General features: G+C 58.0%; 19 protein-coding genes and 1 riboswitch. Of the genes, 16 read left to right on the forward strand and 3 right to left on the reverse strand.

The features are described 5' to 3' along the window. Positions 1-642 precede the first annotated feature (642 nt). From BMX55_RS00005 to BMX55_RS00080, 16 genes are all read left to right on the forward strand, one after another. On the forward strand, positions 643-996 hold the full coding sequence (locus BMX55_RS00005) for a type 1 periplasmic-binding domain-containing protein (protein ID WP_091450865.1): 354 nt from the start codon (positions 643-645) through the stop codon (positions 994-996). Positions 997-1,094: 98 nt separating this feature from the next. After that, complete coding sequence (locus tag BMX55_RS00010) at positions 1,095-4,718, forward strand: response regulator (RefSeq protein ID WP_143059547.1); 3,624 nt, start codon at positions 1,095-1,097, stop codon at positions 4,716-4,718. A 22-nt stretch (positions 4,719-4,740) separates the two neighbouring features. Beyond that, positions 4,741-5,823: a response regulator gene (locus BMX55_RS00015; protein ID WP_091450874.1), complete on the forward strand. Its 1,083-nt coding sequence runs from the start codon at positions 4,741-4,743 to the stop codon at positions 5,821-5,823. Positions 5,824-6,133: 310 nt separating this feature from the next. After that, a complete protein-coding gene (msuE, locus tag BMX55_RS00020) occupies positions 6,134-6,715 on the forward strand; it encodes an FMN reductase (RefSeq protein WP_091450877.1) in 582 nt (193 codons plus the stop codon). A 66-nt stretch (positions 6,716-6,781) separates the two neighbouring features. Then, a complete protein-coding gene (locus BMX55_RS00025; protein ID WP_091450880.1) occupies positions 6,782-8,206 on the forward strand; it encodes an LLM class flavin-dependent oxidoreductase in 1,425 nt (474 codons plus the stop codon). Positions 8,207-8,227: 21 nt separating this feature from the next. Next, on the forward strand, positions 8,228-9,121 hold the full coding sequence (locus BMX55_RS00030; RefSeq protein WP_091450882.1) for an ABC transporter ATP-binding protein: 894 nt from the start codon (positions 8,228-8,230) through the stop codon (positions 9,119-9,121). Next, positions 9,121-10,017 carry a branched-chain amino acid ABC transporter permease gene (locus tag BMX55_RS00035; protein WP_091450886.1) on the forward strand — a complete coding sequence of 299 codons (897 nt, stop codon included), beginning with the start codon at positions 9,121-9,123 and terminating at the stop codon, positions 10,015-10,017. Before BMX55_RS00030 ends, BMX55_RS00035 begins: the two co-directional genes overlap by 1 nt. Before the next feature lie 3 nt (positions 10,018-10,020). Beyond that, positions 10,021-11,076: a branched-chain amino acid ABC transporter permease gene (locus BMX55_RS00040; protein ID WP_091450890.1), complete on the forward strand. Its 1,056-nt coding sequence runs from the start codon at positions 10,021-10,023 to the stop codon at positions 11,074-11,076. 49 nt (positions 11,077-11,125) lie between these two features. Further along, a complete protein-coding gene (locus BMX55_RS00045) occupies positions 11,126-12,454 on the forward strand; it encodes an ABC transporter substrate-binding protein (RefSeq protein WP_091450894.1) in 1,329 nt (442 codons plus the stop codon). A 44-nt stretch (positions 12,455-12,498) separates the two neighbouring features. After that, positions 12,499-13,773 carry an acyl-CoA dehydrogenase family protein gene (locus BMX55_RS00050; protein ID WP_091450897.1) on the forward strand — a complete coding sequence of 425 codons (1,275 nt, stop codon included), beginning with the start codon at positions 12,499-12,501 and terminating at the stop codon, positions 13,771-13,773. Positions 13,774-13,783: 10 nt separating this feature from the next. After that, on the forward strand, positions 13,784-14,566 hold the full coding sequence (locus BMX55_RS00055) for an ABC transporter ATP-binding protein (protein WP_177172779.1): 783 nt from the start codon (positions 13,784-13,786) through the stop codon (positions 14,564-14,566). Between the two features lie 62 nt (positions 14,567-14,628). Beyond that, positions 14,629-15,864: an acyl-CoA dehydrogenase family protein gene (locus tag BMX55_RS00060; RefSeq protein WP_091450904.1), complete on the forward strand. Its 1,236-nt coding sequence runs from the start codon at positions 14,629-14,631 to the stop codon at positions 15,862-15,864. A 54-nt stretch (positions 15,865-15,918) separates the two neighbouring features. After that, positions 15,919-17,094: an acyl-CoA dehydrogenase family protein gene (locus tag BMX55_RS00065; protein WP_091450907.1), complete on the forward strand. Its 1,176-nt coding sequence runs from the start codon at positions 15,919-15,921 to the stop codon at positions 17,092-17,094. Between the two features lie 11 nt (positions 17,095-17,105). Beyond that, positions 17,106-18,302 (forward strand): sigma-54 interaction domain-containing protein, encoded by a 1,197-nt coding sequence (locus BMX55_RS16815; protein ID WP_091452982.1) that lies wholly within the window; start codon positions 17,106-17,108, stop codon positions 18,300-18,302. Next, on the forward strand, positions 18,299-19,426 hold the full coding sequence (gene ssuD / locus BMX55_RS00075) for an FMNH2-dependent alkanesulfonate monooxygenase (protein ID WP_091450911.1): 1,128 nt from the start codon (positions 18,299-18,301) through the stop codon (positions 19,424-19,426). The genes BMX55_RS16815 and ssuD overlap by 4 nt, the downstream gene beginning before the upstream one ends. A gap of 28 nt (positions 19,427-19,454) precedes the next feature. Then, positions 19,455-20,348 carry an amidohydrolase family protein gene (locus BMX55_RS00080; protein WP_091450914.1) on the forward strand — a complete coding sequence of 298 codons (894 nt, stop codon included), beginning with the start codon at positions 19,455-19,457 and terminating at the stop codon, positions 20,346-20,348. Between the two features lie 19 nt (positions 20,349-20,367). On the opposite strand, the gene BMX55_RS00085 is transcribed toward BMX55_RS00080, so the two are convergent. The 3 genes from BMX55_RS00085 to BMX55_RS00095 form a co-directional block, all read right to left on the reverse strand. After that, positions 20,368-21,183: a sulfite exporter TauE/SafE family protein gene (locus BMX55_RS00085; protein WP_091450917.1), complete on the reverse strand. Its 816-nt coding sequence runs from the start codon at positions 21,181-21,183 to the stop codon at positions 20,368-20,370. Positions 21,184-21,416: 233 nt separating this feature from the next. Then, the gene (locus tag BMX55_RS00090; RefSeq protein ID WP_425432032.1) at positions 21,417-21,812 is read right to left on the reverse strand and encodes a cell division protein ZapA; all 396 of its coding nucleotides are present in this window, start codon (positions 21,810-21,812) and stop codon (positions 21,417-21,419) included. After that, positions 21,809-22,516 (reverse strand): hypothetical protein, encoded by a 708-nt coding sequence (locus tag BMX55_RS00095; RefSeq protein WP_091450923.1) that lies wholly within the window; start codon positions 22,514-22,516, stop codon positions 21,809-21,811. The genes BMX55_RS00090 and BMX55_RS00095 overlap by 4 nt, the downstream gene beginning before the upstream one ends. A gap of 35 nt (positions 22,517-22,551) precedes the next feature. Next, a riboswitch (cobalamin riboswitch) is annotated at positions 22,552-22,797 on the forward strand. Positions 22,798-22,824 lie beyond the last annotated feature (27 nt).

Below are 22,824 nucleotides of genomic sequence, written 5' to 3' on the forward strand. Positions count from 1 at the left end.
GTGAAAGTAGGTCATCGTCAGGCTAATATTAAAGCATCCCCCTCTGATCCTATCGGTCAGAGGGGGTTTCGCTTTGGGGAAACCTTATAAAATGCATGCTTCATGCTGCCGTTCTACAATCACCATATCATCAGACTACCAATATTGGCGTGTTGGAAAGTCAATCTGCAACTGCAAGGGTGAGTATCAGGAGCGACTGCGCGCGTTAGCCCCACCAGAAGGGCGATGAACAGATCCAGCGTGCTGCCGAGTTCCAGTTCGGCGTTTGGCTGGGGCTGACACCTAAATAGAATTTGAATGGAGTCCTGCTGAGCGCGTTCGTATCTGGGGCCGCACCAAGTGCAATGAGCCCAACTGTAGATAAGCGGTCTGTTCCTCGTTTCGAACCATCCGGTTTGTATCAACTGCCACGAAAATAGACTCAAAAAACTAGCTGGGGCAGGGCAAGCCGATGTCAAAGATACTTTGTGCCGCCTTAAGCGTTCTCGTGCCGATGTATTGGTGCTGTGGCTACCGAGATTGAGCGGGCTTGTGGTTTAAACTCTAGCAGGGCAAGCCTCTACACTGCCGATCATCTGGGATTGGGGCATTAGCTCGGGCAATCTTTGGGCAATCAACCGTGATGCTTTGGCTAAAGTCAATATGCGTTTCTTTCAGACGTTTACTTTTTTTGGCAATTCGCACCTACAAAGCCAGCAGTTGGCTCAACAATGCCAGCAATGTTATGGACTGGCCTTGCTGTGCGAAGTGACTGCTCCACAGGTGTTGGCAAAAGCTTACGATTTAGTACATTGGTTTGCGCGGACTATTGCACGGGCTGGTAGCTCAGAAGGGGCAGCGTTGCGCCAAGCGCTGGCGCAGTTGCCACCCATAGAGGGTGCAGTGCGCTGTTATGCCCCTGCATTTACAGCTAAGCGCCATGATGCGCTGAGTGCAGAAGATTGCCATTTGGTGCGTTTTGCAGCAGATGGTGCCATTGTGGTGGTGTCACTTTGATCGGGCAACGTAGCGCCGGAGTAGACCAACTGTTGGGTGTGCGCTGCAGTCTCAAGCGGCGCGTGATTTTGCAGGTTTGTGCTTTGGTGTCGGCCACTATGCTGCTTCTGACCGTGGCCGTGGCGCTGATGATGGATGCACAGCTAGGCCGCCAGATGCAAAACAGCTTGCATGATATGGCTCGCTCATCGCTGGTGTTGTTGGAGGCACGTATCACGGCACTGGTAGAGAACTCTGAGCGGTTGGCTGACAATCCGTTGGTAGTCAATGGCTTGATGGATCAGCAAGGGCAAGATACCTATCTGCCGCAGTTGGTGCGTAATTTTGCCCAAGGCCGTGAGGTGATGGCGTTTTCGCTGGTTGATTTTGATGGCCAGCCTGTGTATCAATGGCACACTGAGCGCATTGAATACAACGCGTCATCAGAGCTGCGCAATACCCTGAGTATGGGACGTCGGGTATTGTTTGTACGCCCATCGAACAGGCGGCTAGTGGTGATAGTGCCGATCACTTTTTACAAGACGGTTCAAGGGGCGGTGGTGGTGGAGTTTGACCTACCTGCACTGACCATGAAACAGGTATCGGGCAACTCACAAGCCTACTATCACCTGCTGATGGGTACTGAGCTTGTGCTGGTGCATAACCACCTTTCCCACGAGACCTATATCCATCAAATGCTAGGGCCAGAGGCTGCAACCATGCCTTTGCTCAAGGGGCTTGATTTGCGTATGGAAATTGGCTTGCCTGAATCGGTACACCGCCAAGCGGTTTGGGCTGTGGTAGGGGGATTTTTACTTATCAGCCTGTTTTTGCTGTTTGCCGCTCTGCTGCTTGCAGCGTGGATGGGCAACTCTATTACGGCCCCGATACTCACTTTGTATCAGCGCATCACCGGCAAGGATGTGGGCACGCCGCTTGATGCCCCGTTGGGCACCGATGATGAGCTGGAAGAACTGGCCCGTGGTTTTGCCCAGCGCACCGCCGAATTGCACGCTATTCAGAGTGAGCTGGAAGTGCGTGTGCAACACCGCACCGCTGAATTGAGCAACACAGCCGCCCAGTTGGTGGAGAGCCGTATCATGCTAGAGAGCGCTCAAGAGATGGCGCATTTAGGTAGTTGGGTGTGGGATTTGTGCGATGGCAGTCAGCGCTGGTCAGATGAGCTTTATCGCATTTTGGGTTATGTACCCGGAGAAATTACCAGCGCCACAGAGCAGTTTCTCCAAGCCGTGCATCCTGAAGACCAGGCCATGGTGAAGGAGTCCCTGCATTGCGCACAGCGGGCACCAGAGACAGGCTGGCAGATGGAGTACCGCATTTTGCGTGCTACCACGGGGGAGGAGCGCTATGTGCAGCAGGTGGCCCAAGTGTTGTGTGATGCCGATGGCAAACCTTGGCGGATGCTGGGAGCCATGCTGGACATCACCTGTCGCAAACGCAGCGAGCAACAATTGCAGCAGGCACAAAGAGAGGCTGAGGCAGCCAACCGCGCTAAGTCCGATTTTCTCGCCAATATGAGCCACGAAATCCGTACGCCGCTCAATGTGATTACCGGCATGGTGCATTTGGCCTTAGAAACACCACTGTCTGAGCGCCAGCGCAATTATTTGGTCAAGGTGCATCGCTCGGCCCAATCGCTGCTGGGGCTTATCAACGATATTTTGGATTTTTCTAAGATTGAAGCGCGCAAACTTACGCTGGAGCAGGTGTGTTTTAACTTGCAAGACGTGCTAGAGGACTTTTCTGGGGTGGTGGGCCTGCGTGCCGAAGAAAAAGGTCTCGAATTGCTGTTCGATATTCCACCCAATCTGCCGCGTGAGTTGACGGGCGACCCTTTGCGCTTGGGCCAAGTGCTGACCAACATCGGCTACAACGCTGTGAAATTTACCGAGCATGGCGAGGTGGTGTTGGGGGTTCGGGTCACGCCTATAGCGCAGGAGTCAGAGGATGGCCATACTGTGCTGGAGCTGCATTTCACTATCCGCGATACTGGCATTGGTATCAGCCAAGAGCAGCAGGAGCGGCTGTTTCATAACTTTACCCAAGCCGACAGCTCTACCACTCGCCGCTATGGTGGCACCGGGTTGGGGCTGGCTATTTCTAAAAATCTGGTGGAGATGATGGGCGGGCGCGTTTGGGTGGAGAGCACCTTGGGCCACGGCAGCACTTTCCATTTCACTTGGCCGACGGTTGATTGCGCACAGGGTATGCCAGAGCGCTTGCCACTAGCATCACCATTGCAAGGCCAGCGGGTGCTGGTGGTAGATGATAACGAAAGTGCCCGCGAAGTTCTGGCCCGTATGGTCACGGCGCTGCATTTTGAGGCCAGTGTGGCTGACAGTGGTGCCAAGGCTTTGGCCGATATCATCCATGCCCAAGACACTGGGCGGCCCTACGCCGTGGTGTTGATGGACTGGATGATGCCGGAGATGGATGGCTTAGAGTGCACCCGTTTGCTGCGCGGCCAAATGTCACCAGAGCAGTGGCCTAAGATGGTGATTGTGACGGCCCGCGATCCAGAAGATTTGCCCGACCACACCGGTATTGAAGAGGTTTTGGCCAAGCCGGTAACGCCATCGACTCTGCTGGAAACTCTGCTGCGGGTACATGGTCATGCAGTGCCTGTACGCACCCACCGTACCTTGCGCAACGAGGAGTTGCGCGCGTTGATGGAAAGCCTGCGTGGCACCCATCTCTTGTTGGCAGAAGACAACGAACTCAATCAGGAGTTGGCAGTAGACCTGTTGGCCGAAGCGGACATTACGACACGCATTGCCAACAACGGGCAAGAGGCGCTAGATTGGTTGGGAAAAGAAGCGTTTGATGGCGTGCTGATGGATTTGCAAATGCCAGTGATGGATGGCTATGCCGCTACACAGGCTATTCGTACCTCCCAATGGGCCCATCTGCCTGTGATTGCTATGACGGCCAATGTGATGGCGGGTGACCGTGAAAAGGCCATTGCTGCCGGCTTGAATGACCAGATTGGCAAGCCACTGGATGTGGCACAGATGTTTGCCACGATTGCCAAGTGGATTCATCCCAAGGTGCGCAAGCAAGCGTCTTTGGTTGCGCTGGTGCCCGCATCTGCCCCACCTGCCACAGGCAGCGGTGTAGATGCTTTGCTTGTTAGCTTGCCGGGGATTGACCTAGAGGCCGGGTTGCGACTGTCTAATGGTAACCGGGCTACCTATAGCAAGCTGCTGCGGCTCTTTTATCAGGCTCAACAGGGTTTTAGCACCGATTTTTGCAGCGCCCTGCGGGTGCAAGACTGGCCCACTGCCACACGCTTGGCTCATACACTCAAAAGTGTCTCTGGCACGGTGGGCGCTGGCGCTTTGTCTGAAGCCGCCAAGGAGCTAGAAAAGGCCTGCCGTGAGCAACAACCAGTGGTGCAGGTGGAACAATTCTTGCGCGAAGTAGTGGCACGGTTAGAGCCTGTGCTGGAAGGGTTGGCTATCTTGGCAGCGCCGTTAGCCACAGTGGCTACGGCGCATATCGACTGCGAGCTGTTGCGCGCTATGTTGTTGCAATTGCGTGAATTGTTGTCCTCAGGCAATACCGAAGCACTCGATCTGATGGAAGAATTGCAAAAAAGCGTTGATGTATCTGACCAGCACCTGGGCACCCTAGAAAAAAAAGTCAGGGTCTTTGATTTTCAAGGGGCCTGTGATGTGCTGGATGAATGGGTGGCCGATCTTGAGCTCACTCGGAAGTTATAAAACAACAAGAGGGAGTGCGCTCATGCCAGAGAAAAGGCAAATCGTTCTGGTGGTGGATGACACCCCAGAAAACATTGAGGTTTTGCGTCAGCTATTGCGCGCGGACTACACCATTCATGCGGCCATCTCTGGAGAAAAGGGGCTAGAAATTGCCCGTAAGCTGCCCCAGCCAGATATCATTTTGCTCGACATCATGATGCCGGGCATTGATGGCTACGAAGTGTGTCGCCAACTTAAAAATGACCCCTTGACCGCACACATTCCTGTAGTGTTTATCAGCGCCCTCGATCAGGTGGGGCACGAAACCTTGGGGCTGGAATTGGGGGCTGTGGACTACATCCGCAAGCCGTTTGAGCCGGTGTTGGTCAAGGCCAGAGTGCGCAATCACTTGGTGTTGAAGCGCTACGAGCAAGAGCTGGAAGCGCTGGTGCGCGCCCGCACCGCCGAGTTGGCCCTGACGCAGCAAATCACCATTGAAGCCTTGGCCAATTTGGCCGAGTTTCGCGATAACGAAACGGGTGGGCACATCAAGCGCACGCAAAATTATGTGCGGGCGCTTACGCAGCACCTCAGCACTCAAGGCCCGTACCAGCATCTGCTCGATCCGGTCAGTGTCGAGATGCTCTACCGCTGTGCGCCATTGCACGATATTGGCAAGGTGGCTATTCGGGACATGGTCTTGCTCAAGCCGGGGCGACTAACGCCTGAAGAGTTTGAAGAAATGAAGCAACACGTCATTTATGGAGCCAAGGCACTGGAAGTGGCCGAAGGCAGCCAAGGCGAGAGCGTGTTTCTGCAATTTGCCCGCCAGATTATTTTGGGGCACCACGAACGCTGGGATGGCAAGGGTTACCCGCAAGGACTGAAAGGTACGGAGATTGCACTGCCGGGCCGCATCATGGCGGTGGCCGATGTCTATGACGCGCTGATTAGCCGCCGGGTGTACAAACCAGCCTACTCCCACGCACGGGCCACAGAGATCATTGTGGAAGGCAGTGGCAGCCATTTTGACCCCGTGGTGGTGGATGCCTTTATGGCGTTGGGTGATGAGTTTCGCACCATCGCACTCACCCATGCTGATGAGGGCATGGAAACTTGGATCTGATAGGCATGGAGTGCCTGTTGCTGGTGCAACAGCAAAGTAACAAAAAACATGTTAGTTTGCATTGGATGGGTGTTAGTTACCTATAAGTAAATGTGTTTTTGTTCATAAAAAAATAGAATATAGAATAAAAATTCTTATAAAACAAATAGTTAGGCGAAAGAAGAAAATCGCATAAGCATTGCTGTTTTCCTAGCAAACAACTCTTTGTTTCATCTCCAGAATACGGCCTGTAACGCAGCACCTTGCTGCTACTCATACAGGCCGTAAAGGTTGCGGCCTGCCCCTGCACTGGCTTCTGGAGAGAAAAAAGATGGGTCAGATTTACAAAGTGGTTGCCGTTTCGGGCAGTGTGCAAAGCCCCTCGCGCACCTCGGCATTGGTTGAGCAATTGGTCAACACTTTGGGCGATGCCGTGCCCATTGAAGTGCAACACATTGACCTGGGCACTTTGGCCCCGCTGATCGGCAGCGCCCTGTCACGCGCACAACTGCCCGCTGCCGCAGAGGCCAGCATCCAAGCGATTGAATCGGCCGATGTGCTGATCGTGGCCAGCCCGGTCTATCGCGGCTCTTATACCGGCCTGTTTAAGCACCTGTTTGACTTTGTCCACCACGAGGCACTGATCGATGTGCCTGTGCTGCTGGCCGCTACTGGCGGCAGCGAGCGCCACGCGCTGGTGATTGACCACCAGCTGCGTCCACTGTTTAGCTTTTTCCAAGCGCGCACGCTACCCATTGGCGTTTATGCCACTGAGCAGGATTTTAGCCACTACGAAGTGACCAGCGCTCCATTGCTGGCGCGTATCCGTTTGGCGATTGAGCGCGCTGTGCCCTTGCTGGATCGCGCTCCGGCGCTCGAAGTGCAAGCCGCCTCAATCCCTCTTGCCGCGTGATTCGCACTCATCCCTCGCACGGGCGATCAAGTTCTTGACTCCTCATCTTCCCCACAGGCTTTTCCCATGACTACTTCCAAGAAACGCATCATCCTCAACGCTTTTGACATGACCTGCGTCGGTCATCAGGCGGCTGGCACTTGGAGGCATCCTTCGAGTCAGGCCTCGCGCTACAACGATCTGGAGTATTGGACCAATCTGGCGATTGAGCTTGAGCGTGGTGCATTCGATGCGTTGTTCATCGCCGACGTGGTGGGTGTCTATGACGTGTACCGAGGCTCCGCAGAAGGTGCCTTGCAGGATGCCGCACAGGTTCCGGTCAATGACCCCTTTGGTGCTATCTCTGCCATGGCCGCTGTGACCCGCAACGTTGGCTTTGGCGTGACGGCTGCGGTCACGTTTGAGCATCCGTACTTGCTGGCCCGCCGGCTGTCCACGTTGGATCACCTGACCAAGGGCCGGGTGGCTTGGAACGTGGTGTCGTCCTATCTGGATTCGGCAGCACGCAACATCGGCTTGGACAAACAGCTTCCCCATGATGAGCGCTATGACTTGGCCGAGGAGTACATGGAGGTCATCTACAAGCTCTGGGAAGGCAGTTGGGAAGAGGGAGCGGTGTTGCGCGACAAGGAGCGTGGCATCTTTACCGATCCGACCAAGGTACATCCGATTCAGCATGAAGGAAAGTACTTCAAGGTTCCGGGCTTTCACTTGACCGAGCCGTCGCCTCAGCGCACGCCCGTGATTTTTCAGGCCGGGGCTTCTGCGGCTGGTCGGGCATTCGCTGCCCGCCATGCTGAGGCCATGTTCATCCTAGCCACCAGCCCAGAGTCGGCCAGAGTGCTGACCGACAAGATTCGGGCCGAGGTGGCAGCCGCCGGACGCGAGCCCGATGCTCTCAAGATTTTCACGCTACTCACGGTGATTACTGGGCCGACTGACGAGGCGGCGCAGCGCAAGCACGAAGAGTACCTCTCCTATGCCAGCCCTACCGGAATGATGGCGCTTTATGGCGGCTGGACAGGGCTGGACTTTGCCTCACTCGACCCCGATACGCCACTGAAGGCGGTGGAAAACGATAGCCTGCGCACGACCCTCGAATCCTTGGCTGCTGACGGTAAAGAATGGACGGTGCGTGAGGTGATCCGTCAGCGCTCTATTGGGGGCCTAGGCCCTGTGTTGGTGGGTGGCCCGGAAAAGGTCGCGGACGAGTTGGAGCGCTGGGTGGATGAAGGCGGTGTGGACGGCTTCAACCTAGCCTACGCAGTCACCCCTGCATCGACTACCGACTTTATTGATTTTGTCGTGCCGGAATTGCGCAAGCGAGGTCGTGCACAGACCAGCTATGCACCGGGCACGCTGCGCGAGAAGCTGTTGGGGGACAAAGACGGCAAGACGCGCGATTCCCACCCAGCCACGCATTGGCGCAATCACTACATCGGCAAAGAGAGTGTGGCTGACGCCAGCGGGCCTGCTGCGTCTTGGGCTTGAGTCAGTAAACAGAGGCACACCATGTCCAGCACTTCCCTTGAACTCACCATGCCGCCCACGGCCACGTCGGGGCAGTGGCAGGCTGCACCACCAGCGGCACCGGTGCTTTCCGCTGCGCGTGTGGTGGCTCCAACTACGCAGGCGGTGTTGAGCCTCGAAGGCATTGATTTGTCGTTTGGTGGCATCCATGCGCTCAGTGGTGTGGATTTGAACATCCAGCCCGGACAGATCTATTCCATCATCGGCCCCAATGGCGCGGGCAAAAGCTCGCTGGTCAATGTGATCAGTGGGTTGTACCAGCCGGATCGGGGCACGGTCTGGCTGAATGGGCAAGCGTTCCAAAAGGTGCCCACGGCCCAACTGGCCCGTTTGGGCGTGGCGCGTACCTTTCAGAACCTGGCGCTGTTCCGGGGGCTGACGGTGCGTGACAACATTGCGCTGGGGCGGGTAGAACACACCCGCTCCACTTTTGTTGAGCAGCTGCTGGGGCGTGGGCGGGCGCAACGTGAGTTGCTTGATGCCCGTGCGCGGGCCGCTGAAGTGATTGAGTTTTTGGGGCTGCGTGATGCACAAGACCGCTTGGCCGGTACGCTGCCCTATGGTCTGCAAAAGCGGGTCGAATTGGGCCGGGCGCTGATTGCCCAACCCCGTCTGCTGCTGCTCGATGAGCCGCTGGCCGGTATGACGATGACCGAAAAATCCCACATGGTGCAACTGGTGCGCGCTGCCCGTGACCAGTGGGGAGCCACGATTGTGCTGATTGAGCACGACATTGGCATTGTGCTCGGCCTATCCGACCGGGTAGCGGTGCTGGACTATGGCCGCAAGATTGCCGATGGCACTCCGGCAGAGGTGCGTGATGACCCGGTGGTGATTGATGCCTACCTCGGTGTGGCCCATGAGGAGGCCGCGTAATGGGTGGCTTTGATTTCGCCTTCTTTGCCGAAGTGCTGGTGGGTGGGTTGCTTTCGGGCGTGATGTATTCGCTGGTGGCGATTGGCTTTGTGCTGATCTACAAAACCTCTGGGGTACTCAATTTTGCCCAAGGCGCGCAACTGCTGTTGGCGGCGTTGACCTTTGTGAGTTTGGTTGAGCGTGGCGTGCCTTTTGTGCTGGCGCTGGCCATCACCTTTGCGCTGATGGTGCTGCTGGGGCTGCTGATTGAACGGGTGGTACTACGCCCACTGGTCAACCAGCCACCCATCACCTTGTTCATGGCGACGTTGGGGTTGTCGTATGTGATTGAGGGCGTGGCCCAGTTGGTTTGGGGTACGCAAGTGCATGAATTGGACTTGGGCATCTCGGACGCTCCGCTGGAGTTGGGCGGGGTCTTGATTTCTAGTTTTGATTTGTTTGCTGCGGGCATTGCTGCCGTGATGGTGGCGCTGCTGTCAGCATTTTTCCGCTACACCCATATTGGCCTGAGCTTTCGGGCGGCTGCCGACGATACCTTTGCCGCCTTGTCGGTAGGTTTGCGGCTGCCGCGCATTTGGGCCACGGTGTGGGCTACCGCTGGGATCATCGCTTTGGTAGCAGGGTTGCTTTGGGGAGCGCGTTTGGGCGTGCAGTTTTCGCTGTCGATGGTGGTGCTGAAAGCGCTGCCGGTGCTGGTGTTGGGCGGTTTTGATTCCATTTTGGGCGCGATTGTGGGCGGTCTCATCATTGGCGCGCTGGAGAAATTGGCCGAGGTTTATCTAGGCGATTTGGTCGGCGGTGGCATTGAGAGCTGGATTGCTTATGTGGCGGCATTGGGTTTCTTGCTGGTCAAGCCTGGTGGTTTGTTTGGGCAACGTTTGGTGGAAAGGGCCTGAGCCATGTCTGTTTCTACTAAACCATTCTGGTTGACCCCTGCCGTGGTGCTGTTGCTGGCTTATGGCCTCGTGCCGCTGATTGCTACTGATTACTGGTTGGATGCCATTTTGTTGCCCTTTTTGGCGCTGTCATTGGCTGGCGTCGGCTTGAACCTGCTCACTGGCTATGCGGGTCAGCTCTCACTGGGGTCTGCGGCTTTTATGGCGGTGGGTGCTTTTGCCGCCTACAACTTTCATCTGCGTGTGGAGGGCTTGCCGCTGCTGGGTAGCATGGTGCTGGCTGGGCTGGCGGCCACCGCCATTGGCGTGGTGTTTGGTCTTCCCAGTTTGCGCTTGCGGGGTTTTTATCTGGCGGTATCGACGCTGGCGGCACAGTTCTTTGTGCAATGGGCGCTGACCAAGTTTGGCTGGTTTAGCAACTACAACCCTTCCGGCGTCATTGATGCCCCGGCCATCCGTGTGGCGGGCCACACCTTTGACACCCCCACAGGCCGCTACCTGTTCGCTTTGAGCGTGGTCACGGTGTTGACTCTGCTTATCTGGCGTTTGGTGCATACCCCCACCGGCCACCACTTTATTGCCATCCGCGATAACGAACTGGCTGCCCGCGTCACTGGTGTGCCGGTGTTGCGTACCAAGCTGCTGGCCTTTGCGATTTCGTCCTTTGTGATTGGCGTGGCCGGGGTGCTGTGGGGCTTTGTTTATCTGCGCACGGTGGAGCCTGCGGGCTTCAACCTCGACCGTTCGTTCCAGATTCTGTTCATCATCATTATTGGCGGCCTAGCCACCATTCGTGGGGCTTTCTTGGGCGCGGCGCTGATCGTGGTGTTTCCGCTGCTGCTGTCACGTCTGGGCTCCTTTGTGTTGGGGGACTGGTTTGACTCAGGCGTGCTCGATTTGAGCCAACGCATTGTGCTGGGCGTTTTGATCGTTGCCTTTTTGATTGTGGAGCCGCAAGGGCTGGCCGCACTGTGGCCCCGGCTGTTGCAACGCCTGCGGCAGTACCGCCAGCTCCGTTCTTCTCCCGCAGCCCCGGCAGCTTCTGCCTCTGGTGCCTGATTCCTGTTTATCCACCACCTACCTACACCCTCAGAGGAGTCTTTTCGCCATGTCTTTGTCCCACAAATTTAAAACGCTGCTGCTGGCCGGTGCCATGGCCCTTACTGGGATGCAAGGCAGTGCCTACGCCCAACAGGCGCAGGAACAGTTCTTTCCGCTGCAAAGTTACCGTGTTGGCCCTTATGCCGCTGGTGGCACCGGCTTTTTTGGTGGTTTTATCGACTATCTGAACCTCGTCAATACCCGCGACGGCGGCGTCGGTGGCGTCAAGCTGACGTGGGAAGAGGGCGAGACACAATATGAAGTCGAGCGCGGCGTCGAGGTGTACGAGCGCTTGAAAAACAAGCCCGGCATTGCCACTTGGAACCCGCTGTCGGTGGGTATTGCCTATGCACTGCTCGATCGCGTGACGGCTGACAAGGTGCCCTTGCTGACCATCAACCACGGGCGCACCGATACCACCGATGGCCGCGTGTTCAAGTACATCTTCCCGTTGTTGGTCAACCCCTACAGCGAGACCTCGGGCATCGTCAATTACATCGGCACCAAGGTCGGTGGCAATGACAAGCTCAAGGGCAAAAAGATCGTGGTGCTGTACCACGGTTCGCCCTATGGCAAAGAAACCATTCCAATTTATGAGCTGCTGGCTAAGCAATACGGCTTTACCGTACAGCAAATCGAGGTACCCCACCCCGGTAACGAACAGCAATCGCAATGGCTGACCATCCGCCGCGCCAAGCCCGATTTTGTCGTGCTGCGGGGCTGGGGCGTGATGAACCCGGTAGCGCTGAAAACCGCGCAAAAAACGGGTTTCCCGGCTGACCGCATCATCGGCAATATCTGGTCTAACTCCGAAGAAGACGTGATCCCAGCGGGTGATGCCGCTAAGGGTTATGTCGCTATCACCTCGGTAGCCCCCGGTAGCCAGTTCCCGGTGCTGCAAGACATCACCAAAACCCTGTATGACGCCAACAAGGGCAACTTGCAGGACAAAAAGCGCATTGGTAGCGTTTACCACAACCTCGGTGTGCTCAACGGCATCTTGAATGTGGAGGCTATCCGCATCGCCCAAGCCAAGTTTGGCAAGCGCACCCTGACCGGCGATGAAATCCGCTGGGGCCTAGAAAACCTGAAGATTGACGAAGCCCGTGCCGCCGCACTGGGTGCCAAGGGCTTGTTCCACTCCATCAACGTGACATGGGACAACCACGAAGGCGATGGCCGCGTGGCCTTCCAGCAATGGGATGGCAAGAAGTGGAACGTGGTCTCGGACTGGATTGCCCCCGATTGGAAGCTGCTGCGTCCCATCATTGAAAAGTCTTCGCAGGCCTACGCCAAAGACAAGGGCGTGAAGGTACGCACCAGCATCAACGACTGATGGCCTTGTTCTCTCCTGTAACCCTGATTTGATACGGACACACCATGAGCGCAGTTACTTCGGATATTTCGATTCTCGGCCCGCAATACGAAACTATTGCCGCCAAATACCGCCCCATCTTCCAACGGATTGCCGATACGGCCTTAGAGCGTGAACGCGAACGCAAACTAGGCCGCGATGCTATCCAGTGGCTCAAAGAAGCCCGCTTTGGCGCGGTGCGCGTGCCGGTGGAGTATGGCGGCGATGGCGCTACCCTGCCCCAGTTGTTCCAACTGCTGATTGAATTGGCCGAGGCCGATTCCAACGTTGCGCAGGCGGTGCGCGGGCATTTTGCCTTTGTCGAAGACCGGCTCAACGCCCCACGTGATGAGCAAACCATTGTTTGGCTGCGCCGCTTTGCGGCAGGCGATTTGGTCGGCAATGCTTGGACAGAAGTGAATGTCGCTATTGGTGACGTGATTACCCGTGTCTCGCAAAAAGACGGGGGCTGGGTGGTCAATGGGCAGAAGTTTTACAGCACCGGCAGTATTTTTGCCGACTGGATTGACCTGTTTGCCCGCCGCGATAGCGATGGTGTGGATGTGATTGCCGCCGTGAGCACCCATCAGCCCGGTATCACCCACCAAGACGACTGGGACGGCTTTGGCCAGCGCACCACCGGCAGTGGCACATCAACCTACCAAGATGCAGTGGTGGAGGAAGTGAATATCTTCCCGTTTGCTGGCCGCTTTAAGTACCAAACAGCGTTTTACCAATTGTTCCATCTGGTGGCGCTGGCCGGTATTGCCCGTGCCGTCACCCGTGATGTAGCGCAGCAAGTGCGTGAGCGCAAACGCATTTTTAGCACCGGCAACGCCCCTGCCGTGGCGCAGGATGTGCAGATTCAGCAGGTAGTGGGCGAGATTTCTGCCCTGACCTATGCTGCTGAAGCCACCGCCATCCGCGCCAGCTTTGCTGCCCAGCGCGCCTACGATGCCCATTGGAGCGGCGATGCTGACCGCGAAAAACAGGCCAATATCGAGGCTGAACTGGAATCGGCGCAAGGCCAAGTGGTGGTCTCTGATCTGGTGCTGCGCGCCAGCTCGCAACTATTCAATGCGCTGGGGGCCTCGGCGGCCAGTTCTAGCAAGGCGCTGGATCGCCACTGGCGCAATGCGCGCACCGTGGCCTCGCACAATCCGTTGGTCTATAAGGCGCGGATTATTGGCGATTGGCACATCAATGGCACTGAGCCGCCCTACGTTTGGCAGATTGGTGCCGGTTCTGGGCAAGCTGCGCCGTCGGATAGCACCACGGCTGAAGCTGGGCAAGCCGCCTAAGGAGCGCATGATGGACGCTGCCAACGCCCTGCTGCACATCCAGTCGATTGAGGTCTGCTACCAGAATGCGGTGGTGGCCCTGCACGATGTCAACCTTACGGTTCGGCCCGGAGAAATCCACGCCGTGCTGGGGGCCAATGGCGCTGGCAAGTCCACTACGCTCAAGGCGGTGTCCAATCTGCTGCCCGCCGAGCGCGGGCAAGTGACGGGTGGGCGCATCACCTTTGATGGCCACGATGTCACCCGCACTAACCCCGCCACCTTGGTGCGCCACGGGCTGGTGCAGGTGCTGGAAGGGCGGCACTGCTTTCCTAACCTGACGGTGGAAGAAAACCTCATCACCGGGGCTTTGGGGCGCGATGCTTCACGCGCCGAGATCGCCACCGATCTGGAAAAGGTCTATGCGATTTTTCCGCGTCTGCAAGCGCGCCGCCACAGCCGGGCCGGTTTGACTTCGGGCGGCGAACAGCAAATGGCCGCCATTGGCCGCGCCTTGATGTCGCGCCCGCGTTTGCTGGTGCTGGATGAACCCTCGATGGGCCTTGCGCCGCTGGTGGTGCAGGACATTTTTAGCCAGCTCCAGCGCCTGAATCGGGAGGATGGACTGTCCATTGTGGTGGCAGAGCAGAACTCTACCGTGGCCCTGCAATACGCCGACACCGCCACCGTGCTGGAAGCGGGGGTGACGGTGCTTTCGGGTACGGCGCAAGAGCTGCGCCAGCGCGAAGACATCCAGCATTTTTATTTTGGTCAGGGGCTGGCAGAAGACGCCCACGCCCCGGTGGCCGCCTGAGCACAACACACCGCCCATCACCTCTTGTTGATACCACGACCCCATTGACGAAAGATTTCACCATGACGACGACTGCAACGCATATTTCCCGCTGGGCCGAGCAAGCCACCCCCACCACAGTCGAAGGGTGGTTGGCACGGGCCGCTGAAGTGGCCGCCATTTTGGCCCAAGACCAAGTGGCCCGAGACCGTGCCCAAGCTGTGCCTTATGCCGAGGTGCAATTGCTCAAAGATTCGGGCCTGACGACCTTGCTAGGCCCAGTGCAGCATGGCGGCGGTGGTCAGCGCTGGGAAACGGCCTACCAAATTATTCGCAAGGTATCGAGTGGCGATGGCTCTATCGGCCAGTTGCTGGCCTACCATTATTTGTGGGCTTGGGCGGTGCGGTTGGTGGGCACCCCAGCGCAAATTGAGGCCATAGAGGCACTGTACACCTCACAAAATCTGTTCTTTGGCGGGGCGGTGAACCCACGCGATGGCGATGTAACCATCACCGAAGAAGTGGACGGAAAACTGCACTACAACGGGCGCAAGAGCTTTTGCACTGGCTCCAAAATTTCTGACCTCACGGTGCTGGAAGGCATTTTGGCGGGCACAGACAAGCATATCTTTGCCATCGTGCCCTCCAAGCAGCCTGGCATCATTTACCACGACGACTGGAACCACCTAGGCCACCGCCTGAGTGAGTCGGGCAGTGTGACGATTGAAGACGTGGTGATTGATTGGAGTGGCGCAGCAGGCTACGTGGACAAGGTGTACCAAGATCGCCCCTATGCCACTCTGAATTTGCCTGCGATTCAGCAGATTTTTACCGAAATCTACCTCGGCACCGCCCAAGGTGCGCTGGAAACCGCAGCCACTTACACCAAGAGCAAAACCCGCGCTTGGCCCTATGGCGGCGACAACAAGCAAAGTGCCACCGAAGAGTGGTACATCCTAGAAGCCTATGGCACCCTGCAATCGCGCTTGTGGGCGGCGCAAGCCTTGGCCGATGCCACGGGCGCAGAAATCGCCCAACTGCTGCACGCCGAGCGCGACAGCGTGACTCCACAACAGCGGGGAGAGGTAGCGGTGCGTATTGCCGCCGCCAAGCAGGTGGCGGTGGATGTGGGGCTGGAAATTGGCACCCGCGTGTTTGAGGTCACGGGTGCCCGCGCCACTTCTAACGACGTCGGGCTGGATATTTACTGGCGCAATCTGCGCACCCACTCGCTGCACGACCCGATTGCCTACAAGCGCCGGGAGGTCGGAGCCTATGCCTTGCTGGGTGAAATCCCCGAAGCCACTTGGTACACCTGATCCGGGGTTTGTAGACCACCACGGCCCCTTATACCAACCAACGCCTCTAGCACCATGCCGGAAATCCCTCTCTTGCCTTACCAACAGATCACCGCCGCTTTGGCGCGTGAGTTTGCCGAAACCGCCGTGGAGCGCGACATTAGCGGCGGCACTCCCAAGGCCGAGCGCGATGCGCTGCGCCGCAGCGGGTTGCTGTCTTTGTCTATCCCGCAACAATATGGCGGCCAAGGGCTGAACTGGAGCCAAATTCTGGACACGGTGCGCACCTTTGCCAAAGTCGATAGCTCCATCGCCCATGTCTATGGCTTTCACCACCTGCTGTTGGCTACGGTGCGCCTGTTTTCGCGCCCAGACCAGTGGGAGCCTTGGTTAGAGCAGACGGCGCGCAAAAACTGGTTTTGGGGCAACGCCCTCAACCCGCTTGATACCCGCACCGTGGTGCGGAAACTCGACGGCTGGTATGAGTTTTCGGGCAAAAAAAGTTTTTGCTCTGGCTCGGCAGATTCTGAAATGCTGGTGGCCTCTGGTGTGGATGAGAGCAGTGGCAAATTATTGATTGCGGCGGTGCCTACCTCACGGGCTGGTATCACCCTCAACTACGATTGGAACAACATGGGCCAGCGCCAGACCGACAGCGGCAGCGCCCTGTTTGAAAAGGTGCGGGTGGAGGCCACTGAGCTGCTGCTCGACCCCGGCCCGCTGTCCACGCCGTTCTCGTCGCTGCGGCCCTTGCTGGCGCAGCTTATTTTTGTCCATCTGTTTCTGGGCTTGGGTGAAGGTGCTTTGGAGCAATCGCGCCACTACACCCTGAACGAGTCTCGCCCTTGGTTCCGTTCTGGGGCCGAACAGGCCAACCAAGACCCCTACACGCTGCTGCACTATGGTGAGTTTTTTGTCGGTTTGGAGAGCGTGCGCCTGCTGGCGCGCAACGCTGCCGAGCTGTTTGATGCTGCTTGGAGCCGGGGCGAAGCACTGGATGCGCAGCAGCGCGGCCAAGTAGCCGTGGCGATTGCAGCAGCCAAGGTGGCTTCCACCCGGGTCGGCTTGGATGTATCGAGCCGCTTTTTTGAGACCACCGGTGCCCGTGCCACCCATGGCGCATTGCGGCTGGATCGCTTCTGGCGCAATTTGCGCACCCAAACCCTGCACGATCCAGTCGATTACAAGCTCAAAGAGCTGGGTGACTGGGCGCTCAATGGTGAGATTCCTTCGCCCTCGTTCTACTCTTGAGCGATACCTTGATGGCCGCCACCCTTCCGATCTGGCCGCCACCGCCCGGCCAAGGCAGCAGCGCGTTGGACTGGATTTTTGAAGACCCGCGCTCCAAAACCCTGTTGGCCGAAGTCGAGCAGGTGGCCCCTAGCCATGCCAACATCCTCATTACGGGTGAGACTGGCACCGGCAAGGAGCTGATTGCCCGCCATTTGCATTACCGCAGTGCCCGGCGCAATGGCCCGTTTGTGGTGGTCAGTTGCGGGGCTTTTTCTGAATCGCTGGTGGATGCAGAACTGTTTGGGCACGAAAACGGCGCTTTTGCTGGTGCCTTTGGTACCCAGATCGGCTGGTTTGAGGCTGCACATGGCGGCACCATTTTTCTCGATGAAATCAATGATCTGCCGCTGACGGTGCAGAACAAACTGCTGCGCGTGCTGCAAGAGCACGAAATTGTGCGCTTGGGTGGGCGCAAGCCCATTCCCATCGACGTGCGTATTGTGGCCGCTGCCACCGCCGATTTGGATGAGATGGTGCAGCAAAAGCGTTTTCGCAAAGACCTGTACTACCGGCTCAATGTGGTCAGGCTGCATGTGCTGACCCTGCGCGAGCGCCCCGGCGACATTGTGCCGCTGGCGCGTTACTTTATGGAGTTGTACAGCCGCAAGCTGGGCTATGCCCGGCTGCGCTTGACGCCCCAAGCCGAGCAGTTGCTGATGCAGGCCCCGTGGCCGGGCAATGTGCGCGAGCTAGAAAACACCATCCATCGCAGCTTGTTGCTGTGTGATGGCGAGGTGCTTGATGCCAGTAGCCTGCGCCTGTTACACCCTGCCAGCGCTACCGCCGCAGCACCTGCCCCATCAGCAGCGCATTTGCTGGCCCCAGAGCCAGAGACCACTACACCAGCGCAGCCGCCCAAGCCGCAAACATCCCTTGTTCAAGGTGACAGTGCGGCCCACGCGGCACTGCGCCACGCCATTCGCCAATTGTGCGATGCCAACGCGGCCCATCTCTACCAGAGCGTAGAAGACACCTTGCTGCGCGAAGTCTTCCGCTATTGCCACTACAGCCAGAGCGAAACCGCCCGCCTGCTGGGCGTGAGCCGCAACATTGTGCGCGCCCGCCTGATTCGGCTGGGCGAAGTGAGCGGTTCGCGCAAGCACCCTGCGGACGCAGACGACACCGATCTCCCCTATCCCACCACCTCCAACAAGGAAACACCATGAGCCTCGATATTTTCTGGTTTCTCCCCACCTCTGGCGATACCCGCTATTTGGGCAAGTCTGATTTTGGCCGTGCGCCCAGCAATGCCTACCTGCGCCAAATTGCCGTCACGGCAGAACATTTGGGCTACGATGGTTTGCTGATTCCCACTGGCAGCTCCTGCCTTGACCCGTGGGTGACGGCGGCCAGCTTGGTGCCAGTGACGCAGCGTATCAAGCTGCTGGTGGCGCTGCGTACCTCCTTGGGCAACCCGACGGCATCGGCACGGCAGGCAGCCACGCTAGACCAAGCCCTTAATGGCCGCTTGCTGCTCAATGTGGTGCCCGGCGGCGATGCGGTAGAACTGGCGGGCGATGGCATTTTTTACGATCACGATGCCCGCTACGCTGCGGGCGATGAGTTTTTGACCATCTGGCGCAAACTGCTCCAAGGCGAACGGGTGGATTTTGAGGGCGAGCACCTGCACGTAGAAGGGGCGCAAAACTTCTTCCCGCCGGTGAGCAAACCCTATCCACCGCTGTATTTTGGTGGCTCCTCACCCGCCGCGCACGAGTTGGCCGCCAAACACGTTGATGCTTACCTGTCTTGGGGTGAACCACCCGAGGCCGTGGCGCAGAAGATTGCCGATGTGCGCGAGCGTGCCGCCAAGTATGGCCGCACTGTGCGTTTTGGCATCCGCATCCATGTGATTGTGCGCGAAACCAGTGCCGAGGCGTGGGCCGCTGCCGACCGCCTCATCAGCCACTTGAGTGACGAAGAGATTGAACGCGCACAACAAAACTATGCACGCATGGACTCCGAAGGCCAGCGCCGCATGGCCGCGCTGCACGGTGGCCGCCGCGACCAATTGGTGGTCGGCCCCAATTTGTGGGCGGGGGTGGGGCTGGTGCGTGGTGGAGCTGGCACCGCGTTGGTGGGCAACCCCGAAGAAGTGGCGGCCCGCTTGCAAGAGTACATCGACTTGGGCGTGGACAGCTTTGTGCTCTCCGGCTACCCGCACCTTGAAGAATCCATCCGGTTTGCTGAGTTGGTGTTTCCGCTGCTGCCGGGCAAAAAGCCGGTGAACCTGCGTGACCAAACCTTGACTGGCGGTGCTTTTGACGCCCGTGCCACCGAATCGCGCTAAATATCCAGCGCTGCCAACAATCTTACCTATGACTACTACTTTGCAAGCCCCCCGCACTGCCAGCGGCCACCGTGTGATTGACATGCGTTGCCGCCCGGCCTATCTGCATGATTTTTTTGGCGCTACGCCTGATTCTCCGGGCGAAGGCGTTGCCCGCTGGCTGAACCGGCGCGTCGGTGCCCGTGGTGATGATTTGCACTTTGCCCGCTCGCGTACCCCGGAAGGGTTTTTGGCCGAAGTGCGCGACGCGGGCTTGTCCCACGCCGTGGTGGTGGGCCGCCACACCCCCGGCCAGCACTTGCCCAACGATACCATCCACCAGATTGTGCAAGGGCACCCCGAACTGATTGGTATTGGTGCTGTGGATCCGGCCTTGCAGGGCACCGAGGCCGCACTGGCCGAGGTAGAACGTGCTGTGCGTACCTTGGGGCTGGCTGGCATTGACCTAGAGCCGGGCTTTGGTGTCCCAGCGCGCCATCCAGATGATCCGGTGTATTTTCCAATCTACGATTTGGCCCAAGACTTGGGCATTCCGATCTTTTTGATGAGTGGCCCAACCACCCCTGATCTGCGCTACAACGACCCAGCGCCCTTGGCACAGGTGGCGCAGGCTTTTCCGCGCTTGCGCTTGGTGGCTTACCACGGCTATTGGCCCAATGTGCAGCAAGCGATTGGCGTGGCGTTTCGCTATGAGAATATCTCTTTGGTGCCCGATATGTACTTGTTCCAACCCGGAACACAGGCTTATGTGGAGGCCGCCAACAGCTTTTTGGGTGAGCAGTTCTTGTTTGGCTCGTCGTACCCGTTTCGGCCTATTGGGCAAACGATAGAAGACTTTTTGGCTCTGGGCTTTCGCGACGACGTGGTCGAGCAACTGCTCTATGGCAATGCCGCGCGTTTGCTGGCGCTGCCAGCAGCGTAGTGTTGCCAAACCAGCGCGCTTACAGTGCGCTGTAGCCTTTCCAGAACATATAAGCGGCCAGCACCAGCAACAGGCTGGCAAATACGCGCCGTAGCTGGCGCACGGGCAAGCTGTGCGCGGCACGGGCACCCAGTGGGGCCGTGAGCACGCTGCAAGTGGCAATCACTGCCAAGGCAGGCAACCAGAGATAACCCAGCGAATAGGCGGGCAGGCCCAACACTGACGAGCCACCCAGTACATAGCCGGCGACGTTAAACACCGCAATCGGAAAGCCCAAGGCAGCGCTGGTAGCCACCGCATTGTGGATAGGCACATTGCACCACGTCATAAAGGGCACGCTGATAAAACCACCACCGGCCCCGACCAATCCGGCCAAAAAACCAATGCCACTGCCTGCGGCCAACTGCCCCGCAGTGCCCGGCATTTGTCGCGTCGGAGCTGGTTTGCGGTCGCGGAACATTTGCAGGGCCGAAAAGCCCACAAAGACGCCAAAAAACAGGGCCAAATAAGAGCCTTTGAGCAAGGCAAACACGCCCAAACTGGCAGCAATGCCGCCCAAGGCAATACCGGGGGCTAGGCGCTGCACCAAGTCCCAGCGCACCGCGCCACGGCGGTGGTGGGCGCGCACACTGGAGATGGAGGTGAACAAAATAGTGCCCATCGCCGTGGCAATAGCCATTTTGACGGCCAGATCAGGCGAGACGCCCCGCTGGGTTAGAAAATAGGTGAGAAAAGGCACCAGCATCATGCCACCACCAATGCCCAGCAGGCCAGCAAAAAAACCAGCACACAAGCCCAGCAGGGCCAGTTCAATGATGAGCAGGAGGTCGAGCATAAGAGAAGAAGGTGTCTGCCAGTGCCACCGAACCGGCATCCTGAACCGGGGGTTCAGGGGGGCGAGGGCAGCCAGGCGTTGGGTTCATCTGACGCGAGATGATCACGCTCACCGGGCAATGTACCAAGCCCAGGCTCAATGAGCATTGGTTCAAGGAAATATAAAGCCCAGCAGCACGGCAGACGGTGCTATTGTAGCCCGGACGGTGCGCCAAGCACCCACAAGAAATAAGCTCAAATTCGGGACGGATCGTCTTTTTCCAGCACTGAGTCGAGGCGCTCTAGCAGGGCTTGGCATTTGGTTTGTAGTTCTGGCCCAGAGACGCTGAGGGCCAAGGCGGTGGCTTCTTCGGCGTGGGCTTGGGCCTGGGCTGTGACGGCTTCGGCGTATTCGGCCCGCAGCAGGGCTTCTTTTTCTGCGGCAGTAGCTTTGACCATTTCAAAGGCCAAATTGATGGCCGCTTGCACGGCAATTTGTTCGCGCAGGCGCACTTTGCCATGATCGCGAATCTGCGTCATGGCCTTGTCTACCCGTGCGGCGGCTTCACGTAGATAGCCCTCACCACCTTCTGGGCAGCTCAATTGCAGGTTTTGCTGCATGATCTGCACCTCGATTTTTTTCATCATCATGCACCACCCTCTCTCTCGACAGGACTGGCGGGCAGGGTTTCCATCAGGGCATCCATGCGGGAGCGGGCTGTTTGTAGGCGCGACTTGAGTTGCTCATGCTCGTGGGTGAGAGTGGCAGCGCGCTCGGCTTGCTCGGTGCTGGTGTGCTGCAAGGCGTCGCGCTCTTGGGTCAGGGCCGTGATTTGTTCTAGCTGCGTTTGCGCCGTCTGTTGCAGGGCCTCGCACTCTTGGCGCAGGGTAGCTACCTGCGCCGCTTGCTCGGTGCTGGTGTGCTGCAAAGCGGTATGGGCTTGTTGCAAGCTGGCGTGTTCTTTGCACAGGACTGCCAGCTTTTCGGCTTGTGGCGCACTGTTGCGCAGCAACTCTTCATGCTGGCGCGTGAGGGTGACGAGCTGCTCGGTTTGGGCGGCATGCACTTTTTGCAGGGCGTCGCGTTCTTGCTCTAGGTGCAAGGCCTTGGCCTCTTGGCGTAGCCCTTCTTCTTGTAGGGCGGTGTGTGCTTGTACTAGCAGCTCGTGTTCTTGCAACTGCCGGGCTATTTGTTCGGCTTGCTGCTCGCGGATTTGCTCCAGAGTCTGTCGCTCTCGGGTCAAATCAGCCAACTGCTGCGCCTGCTGTTGCTGGGTTTGCTGCGACTGGGCCAAGCGTTGGAGCAGATGTTCCACACGCACGGTGATGAGATCGAGGGTTTGCAAGGGGGCCATGTCTGCAATTGTAGGGTTGCCTGTGGTCAAAGCGCCGTAGAATCGCCGCCGTTGGTGCTCGTGGTGTGGTTCACATGCCGCAGTTCAACGGGAAGCAGGGAGGAAAGCCGCCGTCAGGGTCGCTGCCGAGCCTGCGCTGCCCCCGCAACGGTCAGCGGACGAGTGTGCATACCACTCACTCTCTCTTTAGCCACCAGCCACTGGATGCCTTGAACAAGCACTGGGAAGGCGCTAGAGGGCGTTTCGCCAGCCCGGATACCGGCCAACACCGTGGTTGCGCACAGCCTGTAGGCGAGTGCGGCTGTATC

The organism is Giesbergeria anulus (genome assembly GCF_900111115.1).
Classification (GTDB): Bacteria; Pseudomonadota; Gammaproteobacteria; order Burkholderiales; family Burkholderiaceae_C; genus Simplicispira; species Simplicispira anulus.